Origin of the sequence: Paraburkholderia sp. Cpub6 (genome assembly GCF_014201065.1) — a bacterium.
Classification (GTDB): Bacteria; Pseudomonadota; Gammaproteobacteria; order Burkholderiales; family Burkholderiaceae; genus Paraburkholderia; species Paraburkholderia tuberum.
In genome coordinates this window covers 54,122-75,944 of sequence record NZ_JACHDM010000016.1, presented here as the reverse complement: position 1 = coordinate 75,944, position 21,823 = coordinate 54,122, and the positions used below count along the sequence as shown (strand labels likewise).

Genomic DNA, 21,823 nt, shown 5'->3' with positions numbered 1-21,823 from the left:
ATGAACTAGCCGCGCCGCTTACAGCGACGTGGCTTTGACAAAGAATTCCTTGCGGCCGCGCATCGTCTCGATGCGTTCGGCGAGCAGCGCAAGGTCCGCGTCGGAGTCGAGCGGATTCAGGTGTTCGGCGTTGACCGTCAGCACGGGCGTGCGGTCGTAGTGGTAGAAGAATTCGTTGTACGCGTCGCACAGCGCGCGCAGATAGGCATCGGAAATCTGCAGCTCCATCGGCACCGCGCGCTTCTGGATGCGCGCGAACAGCACCTCCGGGCTCGCCTGCAGATAAACGACGAAGTCCGGCTCCGGCGCGCTGACGTCGAGCCGCACGGCAAGCGCGCGGTACAACTGCCACTCGTCTTCCTGCAAGGTCAGACGCGCGAAGATGTCGTTTCGCTGCGTGATGAAGTCGGCGATCAGCGGCGTGCCGCTCGCCTGCGCGGCGCTGACTTCCTGCGCCTGCTGCGCGCGTTGCAGCGCGAAGTGCAACTGCACCGGTAGCGCATAGCGCGTGGTGTCGCGATAGAAGCGTTCAAGAAACGGATTGTCTTGCGAGCGTTCGAACAGTTCGTGCATCGACCAGCGTTGCGCGAGGCGCCGCGCGAGTGAGGTTTTGCCGACGCCGATCGGCCCTTCGATCGCGATATAGCCGAACGGCGGGCGCAGCTGCGGCGCGGTGACCGTGAGCGGCGGCGAACTCATTCGCAACGGCCTTTTTCGGCGGAATTGCCGGTCAGCGCATTGAGCATCGGGCACTGGCAGGGCGACTTCACTTTCTCGATGCGCTGATCGCTCACGCTGTCGAGCAGCGCGGCGGCCCGGCCATGCAGCGGAATGACGATCGCCGCGTCGATCTCGACGAGCGGCACCAGCGCAAACGCGCGCTCGACGAGGCGTGGGTGCGGCACGATCAGATCGGCTTCGTCGATCGATTGATCGCCATACAGCAGGATGTCGAGATCGAGCGTGCGCGGCGCATTGCGGAACGGCCGCTCACGGCCGAACTGATGCTCGATCTTGTGGCACAGCGCGAGCAGATGCCGCACGGGGAGCGTCGTTTCCAGCTTCACGACGCAGTTGAAATAGTCGTCGCCGCCCGCGTCGATCGGGGCAGTACGATACAGGCTCGATTTGGCGAGCACGGTGATGGTGTGCTGTTGTGCGAGGCACACCACCGCGTCTTTCAGGGTCTGGCGCGCGTCCCCGAGATTCGCGCCGAGGCCGAGATAAGCAACCGTCATGGCATAACTTCCTGCAGCTATCGTTTTGACGGCTTTTCCGCGAACGCCGCGTCAGTCTTCGTGCGAGCCTTCGAGGCCCGCGTCGTTGTCCGTGCGTTCGGCGGACGAGCCGCCCTCCACTCCGTCACCTGATTTGCGGCTTCTGGCGCCACCGCGCCGCCGTCGTTTTCTTGGGCTCCGGTCCTTCCCGCCTTGCGTGAGCAATGTCTCGCGCGCGGCGACGTCTCCTTCGATGAACTCCGTCCACCATGCACCGACCGACTCGTCGAGTTCGCCCGATGCGCAGCGCAACAGGAGGAAATCATACCCCGCTCTAAATCTTTGGTGTTCGAGCAGCTTCAGCGCGCTGCGCCCCGAGCGTTTTTCGAGGCGCAGCTGCAGGCCCCAGATCTCGCGCATGTCGGCCGAGAAGCGCTTGTGGATCGCGAGCTTTTCGGTCTGCATGTCGAGCACTTCGTCCATCGCGCGATGCAGCGCGGGCACCGGATACTCGCCTTCGGCCTCGAACTTCTGCCAGCGCTGCTGCACGTCGTGCCACAACAGCGTCGCGAACAGGAAGCCCGGCGACACCGGCTTGCCGGCGAGCACGCGTGCATCTGTGTTAGAGAGTGCCAGAGAAATGAATTTTTCGCCGGTCGGCTGCTCGAGCACGACGTCGAGCAGCGGCAACAGCCCGTGATGCAGGCCTTCCTGGCGCAGCCGCGTCAGGCACGCGAGCGCGTGACCCGACAGCATCAGCTTCAGCATTTCGTCGAACAGACGCGCGGCGGGCACGTTGTCGATCAGATCGGCCATCTTCTCGATCGGCGCGCGCGTGGCGTCGTCGATGTCGAAGTCGAGCTTGGCGGCGAAGCGCACGACGCGCAGCATGCGCACCGGATCCTCGCGATAGCGCGTGGCCGGGTCGCCGATCATGCGCAACAGGCGCGCGCGCATGTCGGCCATGCCGTTGTGGTAGTCCAGCACGGTTTGCGTGGCCGGATCGTAGTACATCGCGTTGATCGTGAAGTCGCGGCGCGTGGCGTCCTCGTGCTGTTCGCCCCACACGTTGTCGCGCAGCACGCGGCCGCTCGCATCGACCGCGTGGGTGCGGCGGTCGAGCTCGTCGCGCTTCAGACGCTTCGGCGGCGGCGCGTCGGCCGCGGGCGGATCGACCAGCGCGCGGAACGTCGAGGTTTCGATGATTTCCTGGCCGAACTGCACGTGCACGATCTGGAAGCGCCGGCCGATGATGCGCGCGCGGCGGAACAGCTTCTGCACCTGTTCGGGAGTCGCGTCGGTCGCGACGTCGAAGTCTTTCGGCTTGACGCCGAGCAGCAGGTCGCGCACCGCGCCGCCGACGATGAACGCACGGAAGCCCGCCTGTTGCAGGCCCTCGGTCACGCGGATCGCATTGCGCGAGATCAGCGTGGGGTCGATGCCGTGCACGTCGTGCGGAATGATGACGGGTACGTCCGGCTCGCGCGGCGCTTGCGCGGCAGCAGCGGCACCTGCGGACTTGCGGCGCGGCCGCGCGGTCGTGCCGGATACGGACTTGCCGCGCGCCGGCGGCTTGCCATTGGCATTGCCGTCGACGCTGGCGGCGGCGGAGAGCGTGTCGTCAGCGGTCGCCGTGTCCTGGCCGAATAGCTTGCGGATGAGTTTCTTGATCACGAGGGTTGGAAGAGTTCGAGGATGCGCCAGCCTTTGGCCTGCGCATGGGCGCGCAACGTGTCGTCCGGATTGGTCGCGATGGGATCGGTGACTTTTTCGAGCAGCGGGATGTCGTTGTGCGAATCACTATAGAAATAGCTGTGCTCGAAGTCGCTCCAGCTCTTGCCGAGCGACGCGAGCCACATTTCGGCGCGCACGATCTTGCCTTCCTTGTAGCTCGGCGTGCCGGTGGGGCGACCGGTGTAGGCGCCGTGCGGCTCCCCGCCGACGGTCTCCGCCTCGCAGGCGATCAGCGTGTCGACGCCGAACGCCTGCGCGATCGGCCGCGTGATGAACTCGTTGGTCGCGGTGACGACGCAGCACAGGTCGCCCGCTTCACGATGCTGTTTCACGAGTTCGAGCGCCACCGGCTGGATGGCCGGCGTGATGACCTCGTGCATGTACTGCGCGTGAAAGTCAGCGAGCTGCGCGCGTGTGTACTTCGCGAGCGGCGTCAGCATGGCGATCAGATAAGCGTGAATGTCGAGCTTGCCGGCCTTGTAGTCGGCGTAAAAGCGATCGTTTTCACGGGCGAAATTTTCGGCGTCGACCATGCCTTTTTTCACCATGAAGCGGCCCCATTCGTGGTCGCTGTCGGTGGGAATGAGCGTGTGGTCGAGATCGAAGAGTGCAAGGTTAGCCATGGGCGCCTATTTTACTTGAAGCGGGAAGAGCGGCGTGTGAACCCGGCGCGGCGGCGGGGTCGGGCGACGCGAGCATCGTGCGCAACAGCGGCAGCGTGACCGCGCGTTTCTGTTCGAGCGAGAAGCGGTCGAGCGCGTCGAGCAGTGCCATCAGGCTCGGCATGTCGCGGCGAAAGTGCGTGAGCAGGTAGGCCGGCACGTCGTCGGCGAGCATGATGCCGCGCTCGCGCGCCGCGCGTTTCAACACCGCGGCCTTCGCGTCGTCGGGCAACGGCGCAAGGTGAAACACCAGTCCCCAGCCGAGGCGCGTGCGCAAATCTTCGCGCACCGTCATGCCGATCGGCGCCGCGTTGCCCGCGGCGACGAGCGCGCTGGTCGGATGCGCGCGCACTTCGTTGAACAGGTTGAACACGGCGATCTGCTGCGCGGCCGACAGCGCGTCGCAGTCGTCGATTGCATAGAGCGCGACGCGCGGATCGAAGCCGAAGGCGGCGAGGCTGCTTTGCGGCCCGGCGAAGCGCGCATGCCCCGGCGGCGCTTCGTGCACGAGCGCCTGCAGCAGGTGCGTGCGGCCGCTGCCGGCTTCGCCCCAGATGTAGAAGGTGCGATCGGCGACCGGTCCGGAGGCGAGCGCGTCGTCGAGCTCACGCAGGCGCGTGACCAGCTCGGCGTTCGCGCCGGCGAAGAAATTGTCGAATGTCGATGGCGGCGGGGTGCCGAGATCGAGCGTCAGTTGACGAAGCACAGTAGGTTCATGCCGAAAATGAGGCTCAGGCCGCGAGTGGCCCGGACCTCGGGGCCTGGAAGGTCGCCAGGCGCTCAGTTGTCGTGAAGCGTGCTCGCCGGGTCGTGAGGCCGCGCGTCGCGAAGCACGGCTCGCGCAATTGCGCGGGTCGGCGGCGCCGGAATCGGGGTGTCGTGTTGCAATGTCGTTTCCAGGATATCGTCGGAACGCGTGAATTCCAGCCAGGCGACCAGCATCGGTTAAAATCGCATTTTACCGACCTTCGAGCTTTTCCCCATGAATCAACCGAAATCCGCCGAGCCTTCAACCGATTCGGCCCAAGGTTTGTCGTATCGCGACGCCGGCGTGGACATCGATGCGGGTGACGCCCTCGTCGACGCCATCAAGCCCTTTGCCAAGAAGACCCTGCGCGACGGCGTGCTGGGCGGCATCGGTGGATTCGGCGCGTTGTTCGAAGTGCCGAAGAAGTACAAGGAACCGGTGCTCGTGTCCGGCACCGACGGCGTCGGCACCAAGCTGCGTCTCGCGTTCCAGCTGAACAAGCACGACACGGTCGGCCAGGATCTGGTCGCGATGAGCGTCAACGACATCCTCGTGCAGGGCGCCGAGCCGCTCTTCTTCCTCGACTATTTCGCCTGCGGCAAGCTCGACGTCGGCACGGCGGCGACCGTCGTGAAGGGCATTGCGCACGGCTGCGAGCTGTCGGGTTGCGCGTTGATCGGCGGCGAAACCGCGGAAATGCCGGGCATGTACCCGGACGGCGAATACGACCTGGCTGGTTTCGCGGTCGGCGCGGTGGAAAAGAGCAAGATCATCGACGGCAGCAAGATCGCGTCGGGCGACGTGGTGCTCGGGCTCGCGTCGAGCGGCATCCATTCGAACGGCTTTTCGCTCGTGCGCAAGATCATCGAGCGTGCCAATCCCGATCTGAACGCGGACTTCGACGGCCGCACGCTCGCCGACGCGCTGATGGCGCCGACGCGCATCTACGTGAAGCCGCTGCTCGCGCTGATGCAGCAGATCGAGGTCAAGGGTATGGCGCACATCACGGGGGGCGGCCTGGTCGAGAACATTCCGCGCGTGCTGCGCGAAGGCCTGACGGCCGAGCTCGACCATCGCGCGTGGCCGCTGCCGCCGCTGTTCTCGTGGCTGCAGAAGCACGGCGGCGTCGCCGATGTGGAAATGCACCGCGTGTTCAACTGCGGTATCGGTATGGCGGTGATCGTGTCGGCCGCGGATGCCGAAGCGGCGATCGGTCTGCTGTCCGCGGCGGGCGAGCAGGTCTGGAAGATCGGCACGGTCCGTGAAAGCGCAGCGGGTGAAGCGCAGACGGTCGTGGTCTAAAGATTGACGCGGGCTCGCGTGGCGTGCCGCAATGGTGCGCCGCGCGGGCTTCGAATCCTTTGCTTCACATTTCCCGCTTCAAATTTCCGCTTCAAATTCCCGCTTTACGTCCCTCCGATTCCCTCACGCTGATCGGCGCCTCAAACCAGCGTTTCGATCAACTCCACCACCCGCGCCGTCGCGTGCGGATCGCAGCAATCCACCACCTGTCTTTCCGGCATGCTGCGCAGCCACGTGAGCTGCCGCTTGCAGAGTTGCCGCGTCGCGAAGACGCCCTTGTCGCGCATGGTCCGATAGTCGACCGCGCCATCGAGGTATTCCCACACCTGCCGATACCCGACGCAGCGCATCGACGGCATCTCGGGCAGCAGGTCGCCGCGCGCACGCAGCTTCACCACTTCATCGACGAAACCGTGCGCGAGCATCGAATCGAAGCGCTGCTCGATGCGCGCGTGCAGCACGCCACGCTCGGACGGCTCCAGCGCGACCGGCACGAAGCGTGCCGATGCGGCGTCGTCGGTGCGCGCGGGCGCGGCGAGCAGCGTCGACATGGGCTGGCCGGTCAGCATGAACACTTCCAGCGCGCGCTGGATGCGCTGCGAATCGTTCGGCGCGAGACGCGCGGCCGTGACCGGATCGAGCGCGGCGAGCCGCGCGTGAAGCGCCGGCCAGCCGTCGCGGGCGGCGTCGGCGTCGAGCCTCGCGCGTACTTCGGCATCGGCGGTGGGCAGGTCGTTGAGGCCCTGCGTGAGCGCCTTGTAGTAAAGCATCGTGCCGCCGACCAGCAGCGGCAGCCGCCCGCGCGCATGAATTTCTCCGACGAGCCGCAGCGTATCGGCGCGAAACTGCGCGGCCGAGTACGAGTCGGCCGGATCGACGATATCGATCAGATGATGCGGCGCAACCGCGCGTTCTTCCGCGGTCGGCTTCGCGGTGCCGATGTCCATCTCGCGATAGACGAGCGCCGAGTCGACGCTGATGATTTCGACCGGCCGCCGCGCGGCGAGCGCGAGCGCGGCGGCGGTCTTGCCGGACGCGGTCGGGCCGAGCAGGCACGGGATGGGGGTAGGGTGTGACGTCATGGGCAAGCGGGCGCGCGGCGCAACGGTGTGATCGAAACGCAGCGTCGTTACTGCCCGCGCATGAACAGCCGATCGAGATCGGCCAGCGTCAGCTGATACCAGGTCGGACGCCCGTGGTTGCACTGATCGGCGCGCTCGGTCGCTTCCATCTGGCGCAACAGCGCGTTCATTTCGTCGAGCGTCAGACGCCGGTTCGCGCGCACCGCGTGATGGCACGCGAGCGTGCCGAGCAGTTCGTGCTGACGCTCGGTCAGCACGCGCGAGCCGCCGAATGCATGCAGGTCGGACAGCACCGCGCGCGCAAGCGCTTGCAGGTCGGCGTCCTTCAGCAAGGCGGGGACCGCGCGGATCGCGAGCGTGGTCGGCGACAACACCGCGAGGTCGAAGCCGAGCGCATCGAGCGTATCGCGCTCTTCCTCGACCGTGCCGATTTCGACCGGATCGGCCTGCATCGTCTGCGGGATCAGCAGCGGCTGCACGGCGATCGCGCGGTCGGCGAGCGCGCTCTTGAACTGCTCGTACAGGATGCGCTCGTGTGCCGCATGCATGTCGACGATTACGAGCCCTTGGCGGTTCTGCGCGAGCACGTAGATACCGTGGATCTGGCCGAGCGCGAAGCCGAGCGGCTGGTCGTCGGTGGCGTCGAATGCGGGGGAAGCCGGGCGCGGCGCGATCGGCGCTGCGTCGTATGGCGACGTCGCGTCGGTTGCGGAGTCGCGCGCTTCGAACAGCGACGCGCCTTCGACCCGGCCGGCAAGCGGATCCTTGCGGCCGAACAGCGCGTCGTAACCGGCGAGCGGTTGCGCGACCGGCAGCGTGCCTTGCGTCATGCGTGCCTGGCGCATCCACGTGTTGCCAGGCTGCGAGGCGCCCGGGGCGCCGAAGCTGCTGAAGCCGCTGCCGCCGCCAAGGACGCCGCGGCTTCCCGCGCCGAAGCCCGCGCCGCTCGAAAGACCGGCGCCCGCGCCAATGCCGTCGCCTACGCCGCTTGTGACACCCGGCGGCGTCGAACCAGATGAAGCCGGTCCATCGGCCGACGGTTCCAGGTGCGCCGCATGCCCGCCCGCCGTCGTTTCAGGCGACGCGCCCGCGTGCCGAGCGAGCGCGCGCTGCACCGCATGGAACACGAACTGGTGGATCGAGCGCGAATCGCGGAAACGCACCTCGATTTTCGACGGATGTACGTTCACGTCGACGCCTTCTGGCGGCAAATCGAGGAACAGCACGTACGACGGATAACGCTCACCGTGCAGCACGTCTTCATACGCGGCGCGCACCGCGTGCGTGAGCAGCTTGTCACGCACGAAGCGGCCGTTGACGAAGAAATACTGTTGATCGGCGCGACCGCGGCTCGCGGTCGGCAGACCGGCGCAGCCGTAGATCGCAAGCGGACCGGCGGATTCGCCGAGCGGCAGATGGGCGGTCGCGAACGTCTCGCCGAGAATCTTCGCAACCCGCGCGGGCGGCTCGCTCGCGTTCCAGTGCTCGACGGCCTTGCCGTTGTGCAGCACCGAGATCGCGACGTCCGGCCGCGCGAGCGCGGCGCGGCGGATCTGTTCAAGACAGTGGCCGAGTTCGGTCTGTTCGCTTTTCAGGAATTTGCGGCGTGCCGGGGTGTTGAAGTACAGCTCGCGGACTTCGATCGTCGTGCCCTGGGTGCCGGCGGCGGGACTCAGCACGCCGGTTTCCGCGTCGATGCGCACCGCGTGCGGCACATCTGCGGTGCGGCTCGTGATGCTCATCTGCGCGACCGACGCAATCGACGCCAGCGCTTCGCCGCGGAACCCGAGCGTCGCGACCGCTTCGAGTTCGGCAAGCGAGCGGATCTTGCTGGTCGCATGGCGCGTCAGGGCGAGCACGAGTTCGTTCTCGGGGATGCCGCAGCCGTCGTCGGTGATCGAGATGCGTTTGACGCCGCCTTCGTCGAGCAGGATGCGCAGCGTCTGCGCGCCCGCGTCGAGCGCGTTCTCGAGCAGCTCCTTGACTACCGACGCCGGCCGCTCGACCACTTCGCCGGCGGCGATCTGGCTGATCAATTGATCGGGGAGCGGCTGGATGGCGCGCAACGGACGCGGCACGGGCGCCGCGAGGGAGGCGTCGGAAGGTGCGGCCGCGGTGCCCGCAGGCGTTTCGGAGAATTCGGACATGGCGAAATTATAGCGACTCGGCGCACGCCGCCCGCGCAGACGCCCAACCAGCAGATTTTCATTCGACCCGAGGCACTTTCGGTATCATGTCGCGGTCAATTCGCAGCGGTCGGCCCGCCGCTCGCTGCGCCTGTTGCAGGGTCGCGCGGCGGCCGTTTTCCCTCTACGCATACACTGGTTTAAAAGGACGTTCCTTGGATACGCTGCTACATTTCGCCAATCTTGTCCTGCACATCGACAAGTTTCTCGGAGACTTCATTCATGTGTACGGTGCCTGGGTCTACGCGGTGCTGTTCGCGATCGTGTTCGCTGAAACGGGGCTCGTGGTGCTGCCGTTTCTGCCGGGCGATTCGCTGCTGTTCATCGGCGGCGCGTTCTGCGCAACCGGGCAGATGCATCTCGGACTGCTGATCCTGTTGCTGCTGGTGGCGGCGGTCTTGGGCAATACGACCAACTATCTGATCGGCCGCGCGATCGGACCGCGCGTGTTCAATACGCACATTCCGGTGCTCGAGCGCTTTCTCGATCGCGCCGCGCTGCAGAAGACTCACAACTTCTATGAAAAACACGGCGGCAAGACGATCGTGCTCGCGCGTTTCATCCCTGTCGTGCGGACGTTTGCGCCGTTCGTCGCGGGCGCGTCGTCCATGACGTGGAGCCGCTTCCAGATGTTCAACGTCGTCGGCGCGCTGTTGTGGGTGCTGCTGCTGACACTGCTCGGCTATTTCTTCGGCAACATCCCGTTCATCCGTCAGTATCTGAACGTGATCGTGCTGGTCGGTATCGGCGCGGCGATCGTACCGATCGTGCTCGGCGCGCTGTGGAAGATGCTGCGCAAGAATCGCGCGAACGCGAGTACGCGTTGATGACGGGTTGTTTGCGGTATTTCGGGCCTTGAAAACACGAAAGGCGTCGCGAATCTCGCGACGCCTTGTTTCATGCCGCCATGCCGACGACCCGTGTCGGGTGCGCGCGGAGGTTCGATCAGATCAATCGCGCGTGATCGCTCGCGGTGCGAGTGGCGTTTCCGGCGTCGGATAGCCGGCTTCCTTGAAGGTCTGGACGATCGCGCGATTGGTGTCGAAGTAGACCTGCCAGTAGTTCTGGTTGGACGAGTAAGGGCGCACGCACAGCAGCGGTCCTTCTGGCGTGAAGCTCAAGACCTCGATATCCGGCGCGGGGTTTTCGGCCACGTTCGGAATCTTCGCGACGGCGGCTTTCAAACGCGCGATCGCATCGGTCGGATCGACGCCATTGGCGATCTTCGCGGTCAGCTCGACGCGCCGGAACGGCAGCACGCTGTAGTTCGAGATCGTGTCGGAGAAGATCTTGTTGTTGCCGATGATGGTCGTCACGTTGTCCGGCGTCACGATCGTGGTGCCGAACAGGCCCAACTCCGTGACGGTGCCGGTGACGCCCGCGGCCATGACGAAATCGCCGACCTTGAACGGCCGCAGCACCTGCATGAACACGCCGGCCGCGAAGTGCGCGAGCAGGCCGCCCCACGCAGTACCGATCGCGAGGCCGAGGCCGGCGAGCAACGCGGCGAACGACGTCGTCTGCACCCCGAAGATTTCCAGGATCGCGAGGACGAGCAGCAGGTTCAGCAACCCGGCGAGAATCGACGCGAGGTAGTGGGCAAGTGTCGGGTCGACCCGGCCGTTGCGTGCGAGCAGCTTGCGCGACAGGTTGGAGATCAGCCCGATGATCCAGCGGCCGACGATCCACAGCACGATTGCGCCGATGACCTTGGTGCCGATGTCGATGCCACGGGTCATGACGAATGCACGTACGGTTTCGATATCCAAGATGTTTCCTCGTTATAGGTTGCCATCAACGGATTGAACGACAGTGGTGCCATGACCCACAACGCGCGGTCTTCGGGAGTTATAGCCGACGGCGCCCGCATGCGCAAGGACCGTTCCTGCCCTGCTCGCGGCGGCAATACAGAGATGAAACATGGCGGGGCGTACGTGAAAAGTCGGTCGGGGCGTGCCGGGCTCACATGCGCAGCCGCGATTCGGAGTACGGTGACGTCTGGATGACAACCGCGTCGTCCGGGGCGCTTTTCACGGCGCGCCGGCGCCTCGATATCCGGTGCCACGTGAACGCGATCACGATCGCGAGCGCATACGCGCCAGCACGCTGAAGAAACGACGTCGGCAGGGCGAATTGTCCATAGCGGTTCTGCGCGTCGGCGAACACGACAAACGTCAACACGCCGTCGAGCACGCACGCGGCCAGCGCGATCACGATGAAAATCGCAGGGCCGCTCAGCGCGGCACCCGACCCGAACCGGTTATACAGTCGACAGGCCATCGATACGATAGCGAACAAGGCGAGGTTCGACAGCAGATCGAACAGAAAGGTGGTCATTATCGGTTCAATGAAAAAGCAATGGGCCGTGGGGTTGCCGGAACGTATGCTCGCGCAAGGTTCAGACATGCTCCGCTGATTCGGCGGCGATCATTGCATATCTTTTCATCTCGATAAATAACCAGAAAAAGCGAAGGTCGTATCGCGCTTTCTTTCGTTTGTTTTTTTATGCAATCGGATTGTGAAAAGTCCTTCGCAAATTTATAGTACTGCGACGGTTTCCGTGCGCTGCGCCTCAGAAGCGATAAGAAATGCCGACCTGCAACGTCGGATACCATCGATAAGGCGAGACCTTATCGCGCAGTTGCTGCAATCCGGTGTTGATGATCTGCTGACTCATCTCCGGTCCCGCGGCCTGCGACAGCGCCGGCGACAGTGTGTAAGAGGTCTTCGGAATGCCGTAGGCGACACCGAGATCCACCACGAGCCCCCAGCCCTTGGCTCCCGGGTGCAAGCCATAGCCGATGCCAAGGTAGGGCATCGCGGTCGGGTATCGGGCGGTCGCCGTCGCGTATTCGCCAGGAAAGGCCGGCGAGGCCTTGCCCTCGAATACGTACATGCCGTTGGTCGGAACCGAGTTGCCGCTGACTTCGTTGTCGGTCAGACGCAGGCCCGCTGTCACGCGAAAGCCGGTGCCGGCCCACGGAAAGAAATCGCCGTAGAGACCGCCCTGACGCAGCCGTATGCCGTCTTCGTAGCGATTGCCGCCAACCTCGAAGTTGTGCGACAAATTGATCGCGTTGAAGTCCGCGTGCACGCCGAACCACGACGTGACGCTCCACGCCGCGCCAACTCCGATGCCCAGTGTGCCGCCTTGCAGATAGACCTCCTGCGCATGCGACGTTTCGATCAGACACGGCAAGGCCACTACCCAGATTACCTTTCCAGCTTTCATGGGTACCCTTGAGCGGCGGGCAGCCCGATCGTTGCGGGACGCGCTCGCCGTTTTGTCGTTTCTTCTTTGTTGCTCTGTTTGTCGCGAACGCTCGAAGGCGTCGTGAAGCGATCATGCGAGCAGAGGGCGTAGACGGTCTGTGAGGTGGCGAACCATACGGTCAAATGAATGGGGTCGGAGTGCGCGACGATGTCGCCGCGTCGCCATTCAGTTCGAGCGACGGCAGATATCAATCGCGGGGCCTTGGCGAGGCGCGCCGCCTCGCTTTGGGTGTGGCCGGTCGGTAAGGAAGCTTAGGGAACTGCGCATCGCCGATGACGCTTGCCCACGCCTTCATCCAGCAGGTGGCGAGTGTCTTTTCAGCTTCTGACTCAGCGCGCATAAGGCGGCTCGTGGCAAGACGCAAACGAGCCAACGCATATTCCTTGCGTGTGGATTCCCGACGCAAAGGCGAATGATTCTTCTGCATGGCCGGCCACCGAAAAATCAGCGAGAAGCGTGGCAAATTAAATCGGGCCGCATTGCATCGTACCCGACGAACGACCGCGCGGCGCAAGCGACGGACTGCTGTCGAGTAAGGATTCGCTCCAGATTGGTGCGTCGTCGATCAATGGGGCGTTGCGTCGCAACACCTGCCACTGTGGTGAAAACGACAACTCAACCTTGTTTAATTTTGACAAGTCGCGCCGTGCGTTTATCCGTGCGACGATGAAATCGTCAATGTTCCTGACATGAAGATCCAGTTACGGGGGCTCCATGAGTAGCATTCCGCTTATCTGGGCAGCGGTGCCGCACAACAGCGACGGTGTTGTCTTTCAGATCCGGCTTGGCCGCGGACTTCAGCGTTTTCATGTGTCGCGGCGCGTGCTCGAGGATGTGTTCGAGCTCCAACGAAAAGCGTCCGACGCGCGCCAACTCGAATTCTTCTATGTGCACGAGCAGCGCATCCTCGCGCGCGCCAGCGCAAAGCGTGCGACGGCCTGCTCGGCCACCGTTTCACTACGGGCCGCCGATTTCGGCGTGTCGAACGACAGCGAGCGCTGGGCGACGCCGAGCGGCGTCGCGCACGGCCTCATCTAGGCGAACCGATGTTTGACGCGCCGCCGCGATCAACGGGCGGCCGTGCGTCGATGCCACACGTCAGCGTGCCTTGAGCTGCGCCTCGAGCACTTCGAACGTACCGGGGATGACCGTCGCGCGCGGATGAGAATTGGCAGCCGTGGCCGGGTCGGCCGCGCCGAACTTCGACGACACCAGATAGATCCGGTGCTGCTGTTCATCGAGCGCCATCGTTTTCGCGCCTTCCAGCGTTGGCATGTTCTGCGCGACCGTGTAATGGTCCGCATCGTCTTCATGCACGATCGTCAGCGTGCCGTCCGCGCCGTTCGAACTGAACGCGAGCTTCAAGGCCGGATCGAAAGCCGCCGCGTCGGGGTGACCCCCTATCAGCACCGCGGCCACGCGACGGCCCGACGTCGTATCGACGATCATCATGCGGTGATTGGCGCAAACCGAAAACAGGCGCTCGCTCGCCGGATCGATCGCGAGTCCGGTCGGCGACTCGCACCGTGCGAGTGGCCAATGCGCCAGCACCGTCGCGGACCGACCGTCCATCTCGACGATCTCGGCGCGATCTTCCACATTGACGAACACGTGCCCGTGGCTGTCCGCCGCGAGCGCCTCCGGCTTGCCGCCCACGCTCATCGTGGCGACCACCTTGCGCGTCGCGACGTCGATTGCGCTGACGCTGCCGTCGTGGCCATTGCTCACGAAGATGCGCCGCAAGGCCGGCACGTAGAGGATGCCGTCCGGGTCGGAGCCCGCGGCCTTGATGCTGTCGACGACCTTGAGTGTGTCGAGATCGACGACGCTCACCGTATTGGCGCGGCCGTTGGTGACGAAGCCGAGCTTGAGGTCCTCCACGAACGCGAAGCCGTGCACGCCGTCGGTGTTGGCGATCTCGCCGACCGGTTTGCCGGTGCGCGTATCGATCACCTGCACGTGCGTGTCGCGGCTGATGAAGAGGTGCTGGCGAACAGCGTCGTACGCCACGTAATCCCAACGCTCGCCGCCTTCGAGGCCATAGCGTTTCGCGATTTCGAATTGATCGGCGTTGGCGCCCGTCGCCGCATGGACGTTCGACAGCGCGAGCAGGGAAGCGACGCCGCCGGCGATCAAGGCGGACAGGATATTTTTCAGTTTCACGTTGAGCAGATTCATACTAGTACTGCGGATGGATTGGGAAGAGGGACGCCATTCCGGTGGGCGGATGACGTCTCTCGTGCGGTTGGGCGTTAGCGGATCATCATTCGTGGTCGTCGAGTTTGAAGTCGACCCACAATTGCTCCGAGAGCGTTTTGCCCACGAATGCGGACTCGGGTTTCGGATAAGCGGCGTCGCGCACGGCTGCGAGCGCCGCGCGGTCCAGCAGTCCGATACCGCTCGACACCACGACGCTGAGGTCGGACACGACGCCGTCGCGATACCGGAACGCGACGCGTGTGCGGCCCGTCATGCCAGCCATGCGGGCCGACTCGGGATAGCGCAGCGCGGCCTGAATCGCCGCGCGCAGCGCACCCTCGAAGCTTGGCGTAGGCGCGGCTGCAACCGGCGCCGCAGCGGGTGCGGGCGGTTGCCGCGCGGGCTCGGCTGGCGGTTGCGGCGCGGGCGCGGATGGCGGCTCGGTCGGTGTCGCCGCGGGCTGCACCGGCACCGGAGTCGGCACGCGCTTCGGCACCGCGGCCGTCACGGGCTTCGCGGGCGTGTGCGCAGCATGGCGCACGGGTACGACCGGCCGCGCGGGAGGCGGCACGGGCTTCGCAGGCGGCTGCGGCGGTTGCGGCGCGGGAGCCGGTGCCGTCAGCGTCAGCAGCGTTGGCGGCGCTTCATGCGATACGGAAGACACCCGGGTCGTATGCGTGAGCAGCGCAATCGTCGCGCCGAGCAGCAGCGCTTGCGCGACGAGCGCGATGGCGGCGGCCGGCAATAGGCGCGTTCGTTCCTGCACGATCCCGGAGGCGGGTACGGTTGCCATATCAGTTCGCCACGGGCTGCGCGGCGAGCGCGATTTGCGATACACCCGCGGCGCGGCACGCGTCCATCACCGAGACGAGGTGCTGGATCTGCGCCTGCTTCGAGCCGGCAATCGTCACGACCGTATGCGCGACGTCCGTGCGGGCGGCGAGCAGGGTGGTCAATTGCGCAAGGCTCAGCGTGCGGCCGTCGACCGACAGACTGCCGTCGGTCGCGAGCGTTACCGTGACCTGCGCCGGCGGCAGCGCTTGTGCCGTGGCGCTCGACGGCAGCTGCGAGCGCAGCCCCGCGTTCGGGATCATGTGCAGCGTGATCATGATGAAGAACACCAGTAGAAAGAACATGATGTCGATCATCGGGATGATCTCGATGCGCGCCTTTCGCGCCTCGAAATACTTCATCGTCAGACTCCCTGCGAGGCGAATTTGCCGACCACCGGGCGCGGCACTTCATGCACCGGCTTGAGCGACTCATGCGTTCTGGCCGCAAGCCGGTTTACGAGCGCCGCCTTCAGGGTTTCGAGCTGATGGACGACGCCTCTTACGCGGTTGTGCAGGCCGTTGAAGAACACGAGGCCGATCATCGCGACGAACAGACCCGACGCCGTAGCGATGAGTGCCTCGGCCACGCCGCCCGTGACCTGGGTCGGCGCGTTGCCCGGATTCGACAGCACCTGGAACGCGTTGAACATACCGACGATCGTGCCGAACAGACCGAGCAACGGCGCGAGCGTGACGATCGTGTCGAGCACCCACAGGAAGCGGTCGATGTTCGGTGCTTCGCGCATGATCGCTTCGTCGAGACACGCATCGAGCTCATCGCGCGACGTCTGACCGGCAAGCCGGCCGGCGACCTTCAGCAGGCTCGCCATCGGCAGCGCCTGAAACTGTTCGGCGCATGCCGTCAGCGAGGCGGCGTTCAGTTGTTCGAGGCGGTCGACCTGGTCGAGCACCGCGCGGCTGCCGCTCGATGCGCGCTGCAGGAACCACGAGCGCTCGATGATGATCGTCAGGGCAACGAACAGCATGGCGGCAATCACATACAACACGCCACCGGAATTGTTCGCGAGGTGCAGCAGGTTATCGACAGTCATGAAAGAAGCTCCGTTCAGAAATCGGTGGACAGCGTCGCGACGAACGCGCGGCCCGGGATGGTCCAGTAAAGCGGTGTGTTGTCCGCGGCGGTGTAGCCGGCCAGCGCATTGATGCTGGTGCGGTTGAAAAGGTTGTCGATCTGGAAGCCGAGGCGCGTGTCATGCGTCCACGGTGCGAGTCGGGCAAACGTGTACGAGCTGGCGAAGTTGGTGATCGCATAGCCGCCGATCGGCTGGGTGTTGCCGGTATCGCCATACTGATGGCCGACGAACTTCATCAGCAACGAACCGTTGAGCGGCCCGCGTTCGTAGAGCACGCCGGCGGCGGCCGTCGATTGCGGCGCGTTCGGCATCCACGTATTGGTGCTCTTCTGTTTGGCCGAATTGAAGGTCAGATTGCCGTACAGGCTGAAGCCGTCGCCGACCGACAAGGTCGCTTCGGTTTCGACGCCCTTGTAGGTCGCACCACCCGCATTCGAGAAGATCACGTTGTTGCCGACCGTGCGGCTCGTCACCGCGTTGCGGAAGTTGATGTAGTACAGATCGGCGGCGACGGTCAGACGCCCCGTTTTGTACGTCGTGCCGATCTGGTAGTTGTCGGTCTGTTCCGGATCGGGTTGTCCCGAGACGGTCGGATCGTTGACATAGAACACATTCAGGTTCGGCGCGAGAAAGCCCTGCGCGTACTGCGCATACGCGCTCCATTGCGGGGTGATCTGCTGGTGCAGCGTCAACGACGGCAGCACCTTGTCCCACGTGTGGCTGAAATCGAGCGGCTCACCGGTCTTCTGGTTCATCGGCGTATCGATGCTGCGGTTGAACGACACGTACTTGAGTCCCGGCGTAATCGTCAAACCGTTCTGCAGTTGCCAGGCGTATTGCAGATACGGCTGAAACGTCAGCATCGTGTCGTTCATCGTGAAGTTCTGCGAGATGAACGCGAAGTTCAGCGACGAATCGACATTGAAGTTGTCGCGGAAGTTGGACTGGTGCGCGATCCACATGCCGGTCTGCAGCTTGCCGGGACCGAGCTGCCGCTCGAGCGCGAGGACGTCGCCAAACGCGCGGTAGTTGTTGTTCATTTCCTGGCCCGGCACGTTGTTCGGGCCGAAGATCGTGCCGTTTGGCGTTTCACCGTTCGGGTCGAGTCCGTTGAAGCCGTTGTGGTAGTAACCGTACGTATAGAGTTTGTTGTCGATCACCCACTCGGCGACCTTCGTTTTCACGCCGATGTATTCGAAGTCCGTGTTGATCTTGTCGAAGTTGTAGCCGGCATAGGCCTGACTCGTCGGGTCGGCGCTAAGACCGAAGTTGGGACCGAACTGCTGGATCTGCGCGGCCGTCGCGCCGAGCGGCACGTTCTGGTGGATGTTGTTGTAAGTCGCGAACAGCGTGAGCAGCGTGTTGTCGCCGATCGGCTTGTCGAGCTTGAAGTAGACGTTCTGACGGCGCTGGTCCGCGTTGGTCAGATAACCGTCGCTGCTGCTCTGCGCATAGCCGACCATTGCGCGCGCATCGCCCCATTGCTGCAGATAGCCGGTATTGAACTCGGCGCCGGCCTGCCATGTGTCGAAGCTGCCGTACGAGCCGAGCACCGAGAATGCCGGCGATGCCGACGGATCCCTCGACTGCAGGCTGATCGTTCCGCCGAATGTGGCGAAGCCGATCTGCGAAGCGTCGCCGGGACCGCGGTCGACGACGATATTGCCGAGCACCCGGTTCGAGAAAAACGACGTCGAATGATGGGTGAAGTCGTTGGTATCGCCAAACGGGATGCCGTCGAATGTCACGTTGAACTGACCGTCCTGAAAGCCGCGAATGGACAGGCTCTGCGATTCCATCAGGCCGGAGCCGTTCGGAGAAACATTCGACACGCTCGGCGCGATCTGCACGATCTCGCTGTAGTTCGCGGTCGGAGCGGTACTGTTTTCGATGTAGTGCCGGCTGATCACCGACTGCGGTTGGGTTGCGGTGAGCGAGCCTTGCGAAGGCGCCTGTGCCGGTGCCGACGGCACGTTGGTGCTGGTGGCCGTGCCGCTGTTCGATGACGAGACGGCCATGCTTTGCACGGAGCCGAGATCGCCCGAGGTCTGGGCATGCGAGATCTGTGCGCCGGCCGCGCACAGTGTGGCAAGAACGAATTGCGTCAGCGGCTTCTTTCTAAGGGGAAAACTAACCCGTTGCATGGTGCAGCATCCTTTCGCGAGTGGGGCGATGAACTGGGAGTCGAACGAGGCGGGATGCTATCAACCGTCCGTTAATGCGAAGTGATCGGTATCTTACGAATCTAATGTTGCTATTACGGATGCCCCCACAACAGCGCGATCCGCACTGACGCTACGCGACGCGCTCAGGTTTGTAAGTTTGTGGACACCGCGCATTCATACGTGCGCACTAGCATCGGCAGCACCGTTCAGGCGGTGAATCACGCCTGTTCTCCTGGCGGCGATAGCGCCGTGCCACTTCGTTGCAATCTCTCTTCATTTCTCGCACACGATGAAACGCTTGACCTACTTGCCGCTCGCGGCTTCCCTCTTCGTCGCTGCGAGCGCGGCGAGTTACGCCGCACCGTCCGCGGAGGCGAGTTATCTCGACGCCCGTCAAATTCCGCTTGGCGTGCTGCTCGCGCCACCTGCCGCCGATGGTTCCGAGCGTCAGCAAGCCGATCTCGATGCCGTGCTGAACGCGCAGCGCAGCCGCACGCCGGAGCAGGTGGCGCGCGCGAAGGCGGACGCTACCAAGTCCGTGTTCCGTTTCGCGGATGTGCTCGGACCGGACTTCAACGAAGCCGGTCTGCCGAAAACCGCTGCGCTGTTCGAAGCCGTCGATCACGATGCCGAGCGGGTCGCAAAAGGCGGCAAGCATTTCTTTAGCCGCGCGCGGCCCTTCATCGCGAGCCGCGACGTGCAACCGATCGTGCCGAAGCGGCCCGGCGACGACTACAACTCGTACCCGAGCGGTCATGCGACCTTCGGCTATCTGTGCGCGATCCTGCTCGCGCAGATGGTCCCCGAGAAGCGCGATGCGCTATTCGCGCGCGGGCGCGAATTCGGCATGAACCGCGTCGTCGACGGCGTCCACTATCCGAGCGATGTCGAAGCGGGTCGCATCGACGGAACGCTCGTCGCGGCGGCGCTGATGGCCAATCCGGATTTTCAGCGCGACTTTGCCGATGCGAAGGCGGAAGTGCGCGCGGCACTGAAGCTCGACTAGTTGCACGTGTGAACGGTTTTCGGCTCCGCCCGGGACGCGTCATGAAGCAGCAACATGGCCGTGTCAAACTCCGCGCCCGCATAGGCGGCCCCCGCTATTGACGTCGCCGTTCATGCGGCGACGCACGACCACAGGAAACGACGTCCTCTTGAAAAGCAGAGCAGCGATCAACTACCCCGCGGGGCGCAGACCCCGCATTCTCGTCGTCGAAGATGACGAGCGTGTGAGGCTCGAAGTCTCCATCGCGCTCGAGGACTACGAATTCGCCGTGGAAAGCGTGCCGAGCGGCCATGCCGGCCTGCTGCGCGCGCTCAACGGCGATTTCGACGCCGTCGTGCTCGACCGGATGCTGCCCGACGTGGATGGCTTGTCGATTCTGTCCACGTTGCGCAACGTCGGCAAAGAGACGCCGGTGCTGATATTGAGCGCGCTGTCAGCGGTCGACGAACGCGTGCGCGGCCTGCGCACCGGCGGCGACGATTACCTGACCAAACCGTTCGACAGTCTGGAATTGACCGCGCGCCTCAATGCGCTGCTGCGCCGCCGCTCTTCCACGGAGCAGCCGCTCATGCTGAGCGTCGGCGATCTCGTGCTCGATATTGGCACGCGCCAGGTCAGCCGGGCGGGCGAGTCGATCGAGTTGAAGCCCCGCGAGTACCAGTTGCTCAAATACCTGATGCTGCATACGGAGCAGCCGGTGACGCGCGCGATGCTGTTCGAGTCAGTCTGGAATTACCACTTCAATGCGCAGACCAACGTGATCGACATGCATATCGGTCACCTGCGCCGCAAGATCAGTATGAACGGACGATTTTCGCTCATGATTCACACGGTTCGAAATGTCGGCTATGTCCTCCGTGCCGGCGAATAGGCGCTGGCTGCGCCTGCCGGCGAACAACGTCACATGGCTGCTGATGGTGTTCATCAGTTGCGCGGTCGTGCTGTTCGCGATGCTCTACTGGATGATGCACACGTATCTGCTGCACGAGGTCGATGAACGGCTGCGCGGAGAAGTGGCCGAGTTCAGCTCGATCGGCCGCGCCGAGGCGATCGCCAATATCGCGGCGCTGAGCCGGCGCGACATCGCGAGCAGCCGGCCCTATGGCGTGTTCGACGAAGAAGGCCGCTGGCTCGCCGGCAATATCCATGCGTTGCCGGCCGAGCGCGAGCGCCGGCCGTTCTACTACACGCAAGCAATGGACGACGGGCCGCCGTCGCTGGCCAGTCATTTTCGCGGCATCATCGTGCCGACGCGTAGCGGTCTGCGGGTGGTCGTCGGTCACTCGATCGACGAGATCATTCATTTCGACCATACGCTCGTGAAGATCCTGTGCCTCGGGCTCATGCTGACGATTCTGCTTGCCGTCGGCTGCGGCGCCGCGCTTCACGTGATGTCGAACCGGCGTATCCGCTCGATGAGTCTGACGGCGCGCGAGATCATGGCGGGCCAGTTGAGTCGGCGTCTGTCGAATCGCGGCACGCATCACGATCTCGATCGTCTCGCGGAAATCGTCAACCTGATGCTCGATGAAATCGAGCGGCTGGTGGCCGAAGTGCGCGGCGTGTGCGCGGGCATCGCGCACGATCTGCGCACGCCGATGACGCATCTGCGCGCGGGCCTCGAACGCGCGCGGCGGCGCTCGCATACCGTCGACGACTACACGAGCGCCGTCGACACTGCGATCGCGCAATCGGACGTCGTGCTGAACCGTTTCACCGCGCTATTGAGGATCGCGGAGGTCGAAGCGGATGTCAGACGCGCGAGCTTCTGCGACGTGTCGCTGGACACCATCCTGCGCGACGTCGCGGAGCTGTACGAGCCGGTCGCGGAGAACCGTCGTTTGTCGGTCGCGGTGCTTGCGTCCGAACCAGTTTTCGCGCGCGGCGACGTGGATCTGCTGTTCGGCGCTATCGAGAATCTGCTCGATAACGCGCTGAAGTTTACGCCCGGTGGCGGCGCGGTGACGCTGCAAGCAACGCTTGAAGCGGGAAGGCCCGTCGTGCAGGTCGCGGATACTGGACCCGGTATCGAGGCAGGTGAGCGCGATGCTGTCCTGCGTCCGTTCTATCGCAGCAGAAACGGGCAGGAGGCGGCGACTTCGGGGCATGGCGTCGGCTTGAGTCTCGTGGCCGCGATCGCGCGGGTGCACGAGGCCGTCGTGGAGATTCACGACAACACGCCAGGCTGCAGGATCGTGTTGCGGTTCAATGCGGGACTGCCGGCGCGTTGAGGCGAGACGGCGATTGCTCGCGACGGATTTTACGTTGGAGCGTGCAAGAAAAAACGACCTGCCGGATGGCAGGTCGATTCTTTTGAATCT

At 64.2% G+C, this 21,823-nt stretch carries 22 protein-coding genes; 6 read left to right on the top strand and 16 right to left on the bottom strand.

Annotated features, from left to right (window positions below; translation table 11 throughout):
- Positions 1-18 precede the first annotated feature (18 nt).
- The 6 genes from HDG33_RS24125 to HDG33_RS24100 all read right to left on the bottom strand — a co-directional run bounded on the left by HDG33_RS24125 (position 19) and on the right by HDG33_RS24100 (position 4,555).
- Positions 19-699 carry a deoxynucleoside kinase gene (locus HDG33_RS24125; protein ID WP_090803123.1) on the bottom strand — a complete coding sequence of 227 codons (681 nt, stop codon included), beginning with the start codon at positions 697-699 and terminating at the stop codon, positions 19-21.
- Positions 696-1,238: a 2-amino-4-hydroxy-6-hydroxymethyldihydropteridine diphosphokinase gene (folK, locus tag HDG33_RS24120; RefSeq protein ID WP_090803125.1), complete on the bottom strand. Its 543-nt coding sequence runs from the start codon at positions 1,236-1,238 to the stop codon at positions 696-698. The genes HDG33_RS24125 and folK overlap by 4 nt, the downstream gene beginning before the upstream one ends.
- Positions 1,239-1,289: 51 nt before the next feature.
- Positions 1,290-2,891, bottom strand: a complete 1,602-nt coding sequence (pcnB, locus tag HDG33_RS24115; RefSeq protein ID WP_184034421.1) for a polynucleotide adenylyltransferase PcnB — start codon at positions 2,889-2,891, stop codon at positions 1,290-1,292.
- The gene (locus HDG33_RS24110) at positions 2,888-3,574 is read right to left on the bottom strand and encodes an HAD family phosphatase (RefSeq protein ID WP_184034418.1); all 687 of its coding nucleotides are present in this window, start codon (positions 3,572-3,574) and stop codon (positions 2,888-2,890) included. The genes pcnB and HDG33_RS24110 overlap by 4 nt, the downstream gene beginning before the upstream one ends.
- Entirely contained in the window at positions 3,567-4,319 is a 753-nt protein-coding gene (gene hda, locus HDG33_RS24105; protein WP_090803130.1) for a DnaA regulatory inactivator Hda, read from the bottom strand. Before hda ends, HDG33_RS24110 begins: the two co-directional genes overlap by 8 nt.
- 74 nt (positions 4,320-4,393) lie before the next feature.
- Positions 4,394-4,555, bottom strand: coding sequence for a hypothetical protein (locus tag HDG33_RS24100; RefSeq protein WP_184034415.1), 162 nt, complete (start codon positions 4,553-4,555; stop codon positions 4,394-4,396).
- Between the two features lie 40 nt (positions 4,556-4,595).
- Here HDG33_RS24100 and purM point away from each other — a divergent pair, with 40 nt between their 5' ends.
- Positions 4,596-5,663, top strand: a complete 1,068-nt coding sequence (gene purM, locus HDG33_RS24095; RefSeq protein ID WP_184034412.1) for a phosphoribosylformylglycinamidine cyclo-ligase — start codon at positions 4,596-4,598, stop codon at positions 5,661-5,663.
- Between the two features lie 140 nt (positions 5,664-5,803).
- Here the strand turns inward: purM and miaA are convergent, their stop codons facing one another.
- Together miaA and mutL are read right to left on the bottom strand one after the other, a co-directional pair.
- Positions 5,804-6,745: a tRNA (adenosine(37)-N6)-dimethylallyltransferase MiaA gene (gene miaA / locus HDG33_RS24090; protein WP_184034409.1), complete on the bottom strand. Its 942-nt coding sequence runs from the start codon at positions 6,743-6,745 to the stop codon at positions 5,804-5,806.
- A 47-nt stretch (positions 6,746-6,792) separates the two neighbouring features.
- A complete protein-coding gene (gene mutL / locus HDG33_RS24085) occupies positions 6,793-8,892 on the bottom strand; it encodes a DNA mismatch repair endonuclease MutL (RefSeq protein WP_184034406.1) in 2,100 nt (699 codons plus the stop codon).
- Between the two features lie 194 nt (positions 8,893-9,086).
- On the opposite strand from mutL, the gene HDG33_RS24080 reads away from it, so the two are divergent.
- The gene (locus tag HDG33_RS24080; protein ID WP_184034403.1) at positions 9,087-9,758 is read left to right on the top strand and encodes a VTT domain-containing protein; all 672 of its coding nucleotides are present in this window, start codon (positions 9,087-9,089) and stop codon (positions 9,756-9,758) included.
- A 123-nt stretch (positions 9,759-9,881) separates the two neighbouring features.
- Here HDG33_RS24080 and HDG33_RS24075 read toward each other — a convergent pair whose 3' ends face one another.
- The 3 genes from HDG33_RS24075 to HDG33_RS24065 form a co-directional block, all read right to left on the bottom strand.
- Positions 9,882-10,700, bottom strand: a complete 819-nt coding sequence (locus HDG33_RS24075) for a mechanosensitive ion channel family protein (RefSeq protein WP_184034400.1) — start codon at positions 10,698-10,700, stop codon at positions 9,882-9,884.
- A gap of 193 nt (positions 10,701-10,893) precedes the next feature.
- Positions 10,894-11,268 (bottom strand): hypothetical protein, encoded by a 375-nt coding sequence (locus HDG33_RS24070; RefSeq protein ID WP_184034397.1) that lies wholly within the window; start codon positions 11,266-11,268, stop codon positions 10,894-10,896.
- 235 nt (positions 11,269-11,503) lie between these two features.
- Positions 11,504-12,163, bottom strand: a complete 660-nt coding sequence (locus tag HDG33_RS24065) for a hypothetical protein (protein WP_184034394.1) — start codon at positions 12,161-12,163, stop codon at positions 11,504-11,506.
- Positions 12,164-12,919: 756 nt separating this feature from the next.
- Between HDG33_RS24065 and HDG33_RS24060 the strand changes: the two genes are divergently transcribed.
- On the top strand, positions 12,920-13,243 hold the full coding sequence (locus HDG33_RS24060; protein ID WP_184002279.1) for a hypothetical protein: 324 nt from the start codon (positions 12,920-12,922) through the stop codon (positions 13,241-13,243).
- Positions 13,244-13,303: 60 nt separating this feature from the next.
- Here the strand turns inward: HDG33_RS24060 and HDG33_RS24055 are convergent, their stop codons facing one another.
- The 5 genes from HDG33_RS24055 to HDG33_RS24035 form a co-directional block, all read right to left on the bottom strand.
- Positions 13,304-14,383 carry a YncE family protein gene (locus tag HDG33_RS24055; RefSeq protein WP_184034391.1) on the bottom strand — a complete coding sequence of 360 codons (1,080 nt, stop codon included), beginning with the start codon at positions 14,381-14,383 and terminating at the stop codon, positions 13,304-13,306.
- Between the two features lie 85 nt (positions 14,384-14,468).
- Complete coding sequence (locus HDG33_RS24050) at positions 14,469-15,197, bottom strand: TonB family protein (RefSeq protein ID WP_184034388.1); 729 nt, start codon at positions 15,195-15,197, stop codon at positions 14,469-14,471.
- A 1-nt stretch (position 15,198) separates the two neighbouring features.
- On the bottom strand, positions 15,199-15,597 hold the full coding sequence (locus tag HDG33_RS24045) for a biopolymer transporter ExbD (RefSeq protein ID WP_184034385.1): 399 nt from the start codon (positions 15,595-15,597) through the stop codon (positions 15,199-15,201).
- A 2-nt stretch (positions 15,598-15,599) separates the two neighbouring features.
- On the bottom strand, positions 15,600-16,289 hold the full coding sequence (locus HDG33_RS24040; RefSeq protein ID WP_184034384.1) for a MotA/TolQ/ExbB proton channel family protein: 690 nt from the start codon (positions 16,287-16,289) through the stop codon (positions 15,600-15,602).
- Positions 16,290-16,303: 14 nt separating this feature from the next.
- Positions 16,304-18,475, bottom strand: a complete 2,172-nt coding sequence (locus HDG33_RS24035) for a TonB-dependent receptor (RefSeq protein ID WP_184034383.1) — start codon at positions 18,473-18,475, stop codon at positions 16,304-16,306.
- Between the two features lie 319 nt (positions 18,476-18,794).
- Here HDG33_RS24035 and HDG33_RS24030 point away from each other — a divergent pair, with 319 nt between their 5' ends.
- The 3 genes from HDG33_RS24030 to HDG33_RS24020 all read left to right on the top strand — a co-directional run bounded on the left by HDG33_RS24030 (position 18,795) and on the right by HDG33_RS24020 (position 21,733).
- A complete protein-coding gene (locus HDG33_RS24030; RefSeq protein ID WP_184034382.1) occupies positions 18,795-19,502 on the top strand; it encodes a phosphatase PAP2 family protein in 708 nt (235 codons plus the stop codon).
- Between the two features lie 148 nt (positions 19,503-19,650).
- A complete protein-coding gene (locus HDG33_RS24025; RefSeq protein ID WP_184034380.1) occupies positions 19,651-20,373 on the top strand; it encodes a response regulator transcription factor in 723 nt (240 codons plus the stop codon).
- Positions 20,351-21,733, top strand: a complete 1,383-nt coding sequence (locus tag HDG33_RS24020; RefSeq protein ID WP_184034377.1) for a HAMP domain-containing sensor histidine kinase — start codon at positions 20,351-20,353, stop codon at positions 21,731-21,733. The genes HDG33_RS24025 and HDG33_RS24020 overlap by 23 nt, the downstream gene beginning before the upstream one ends.
- Positions 21,734-21,823: the final 90 nt, after the last annotated feature.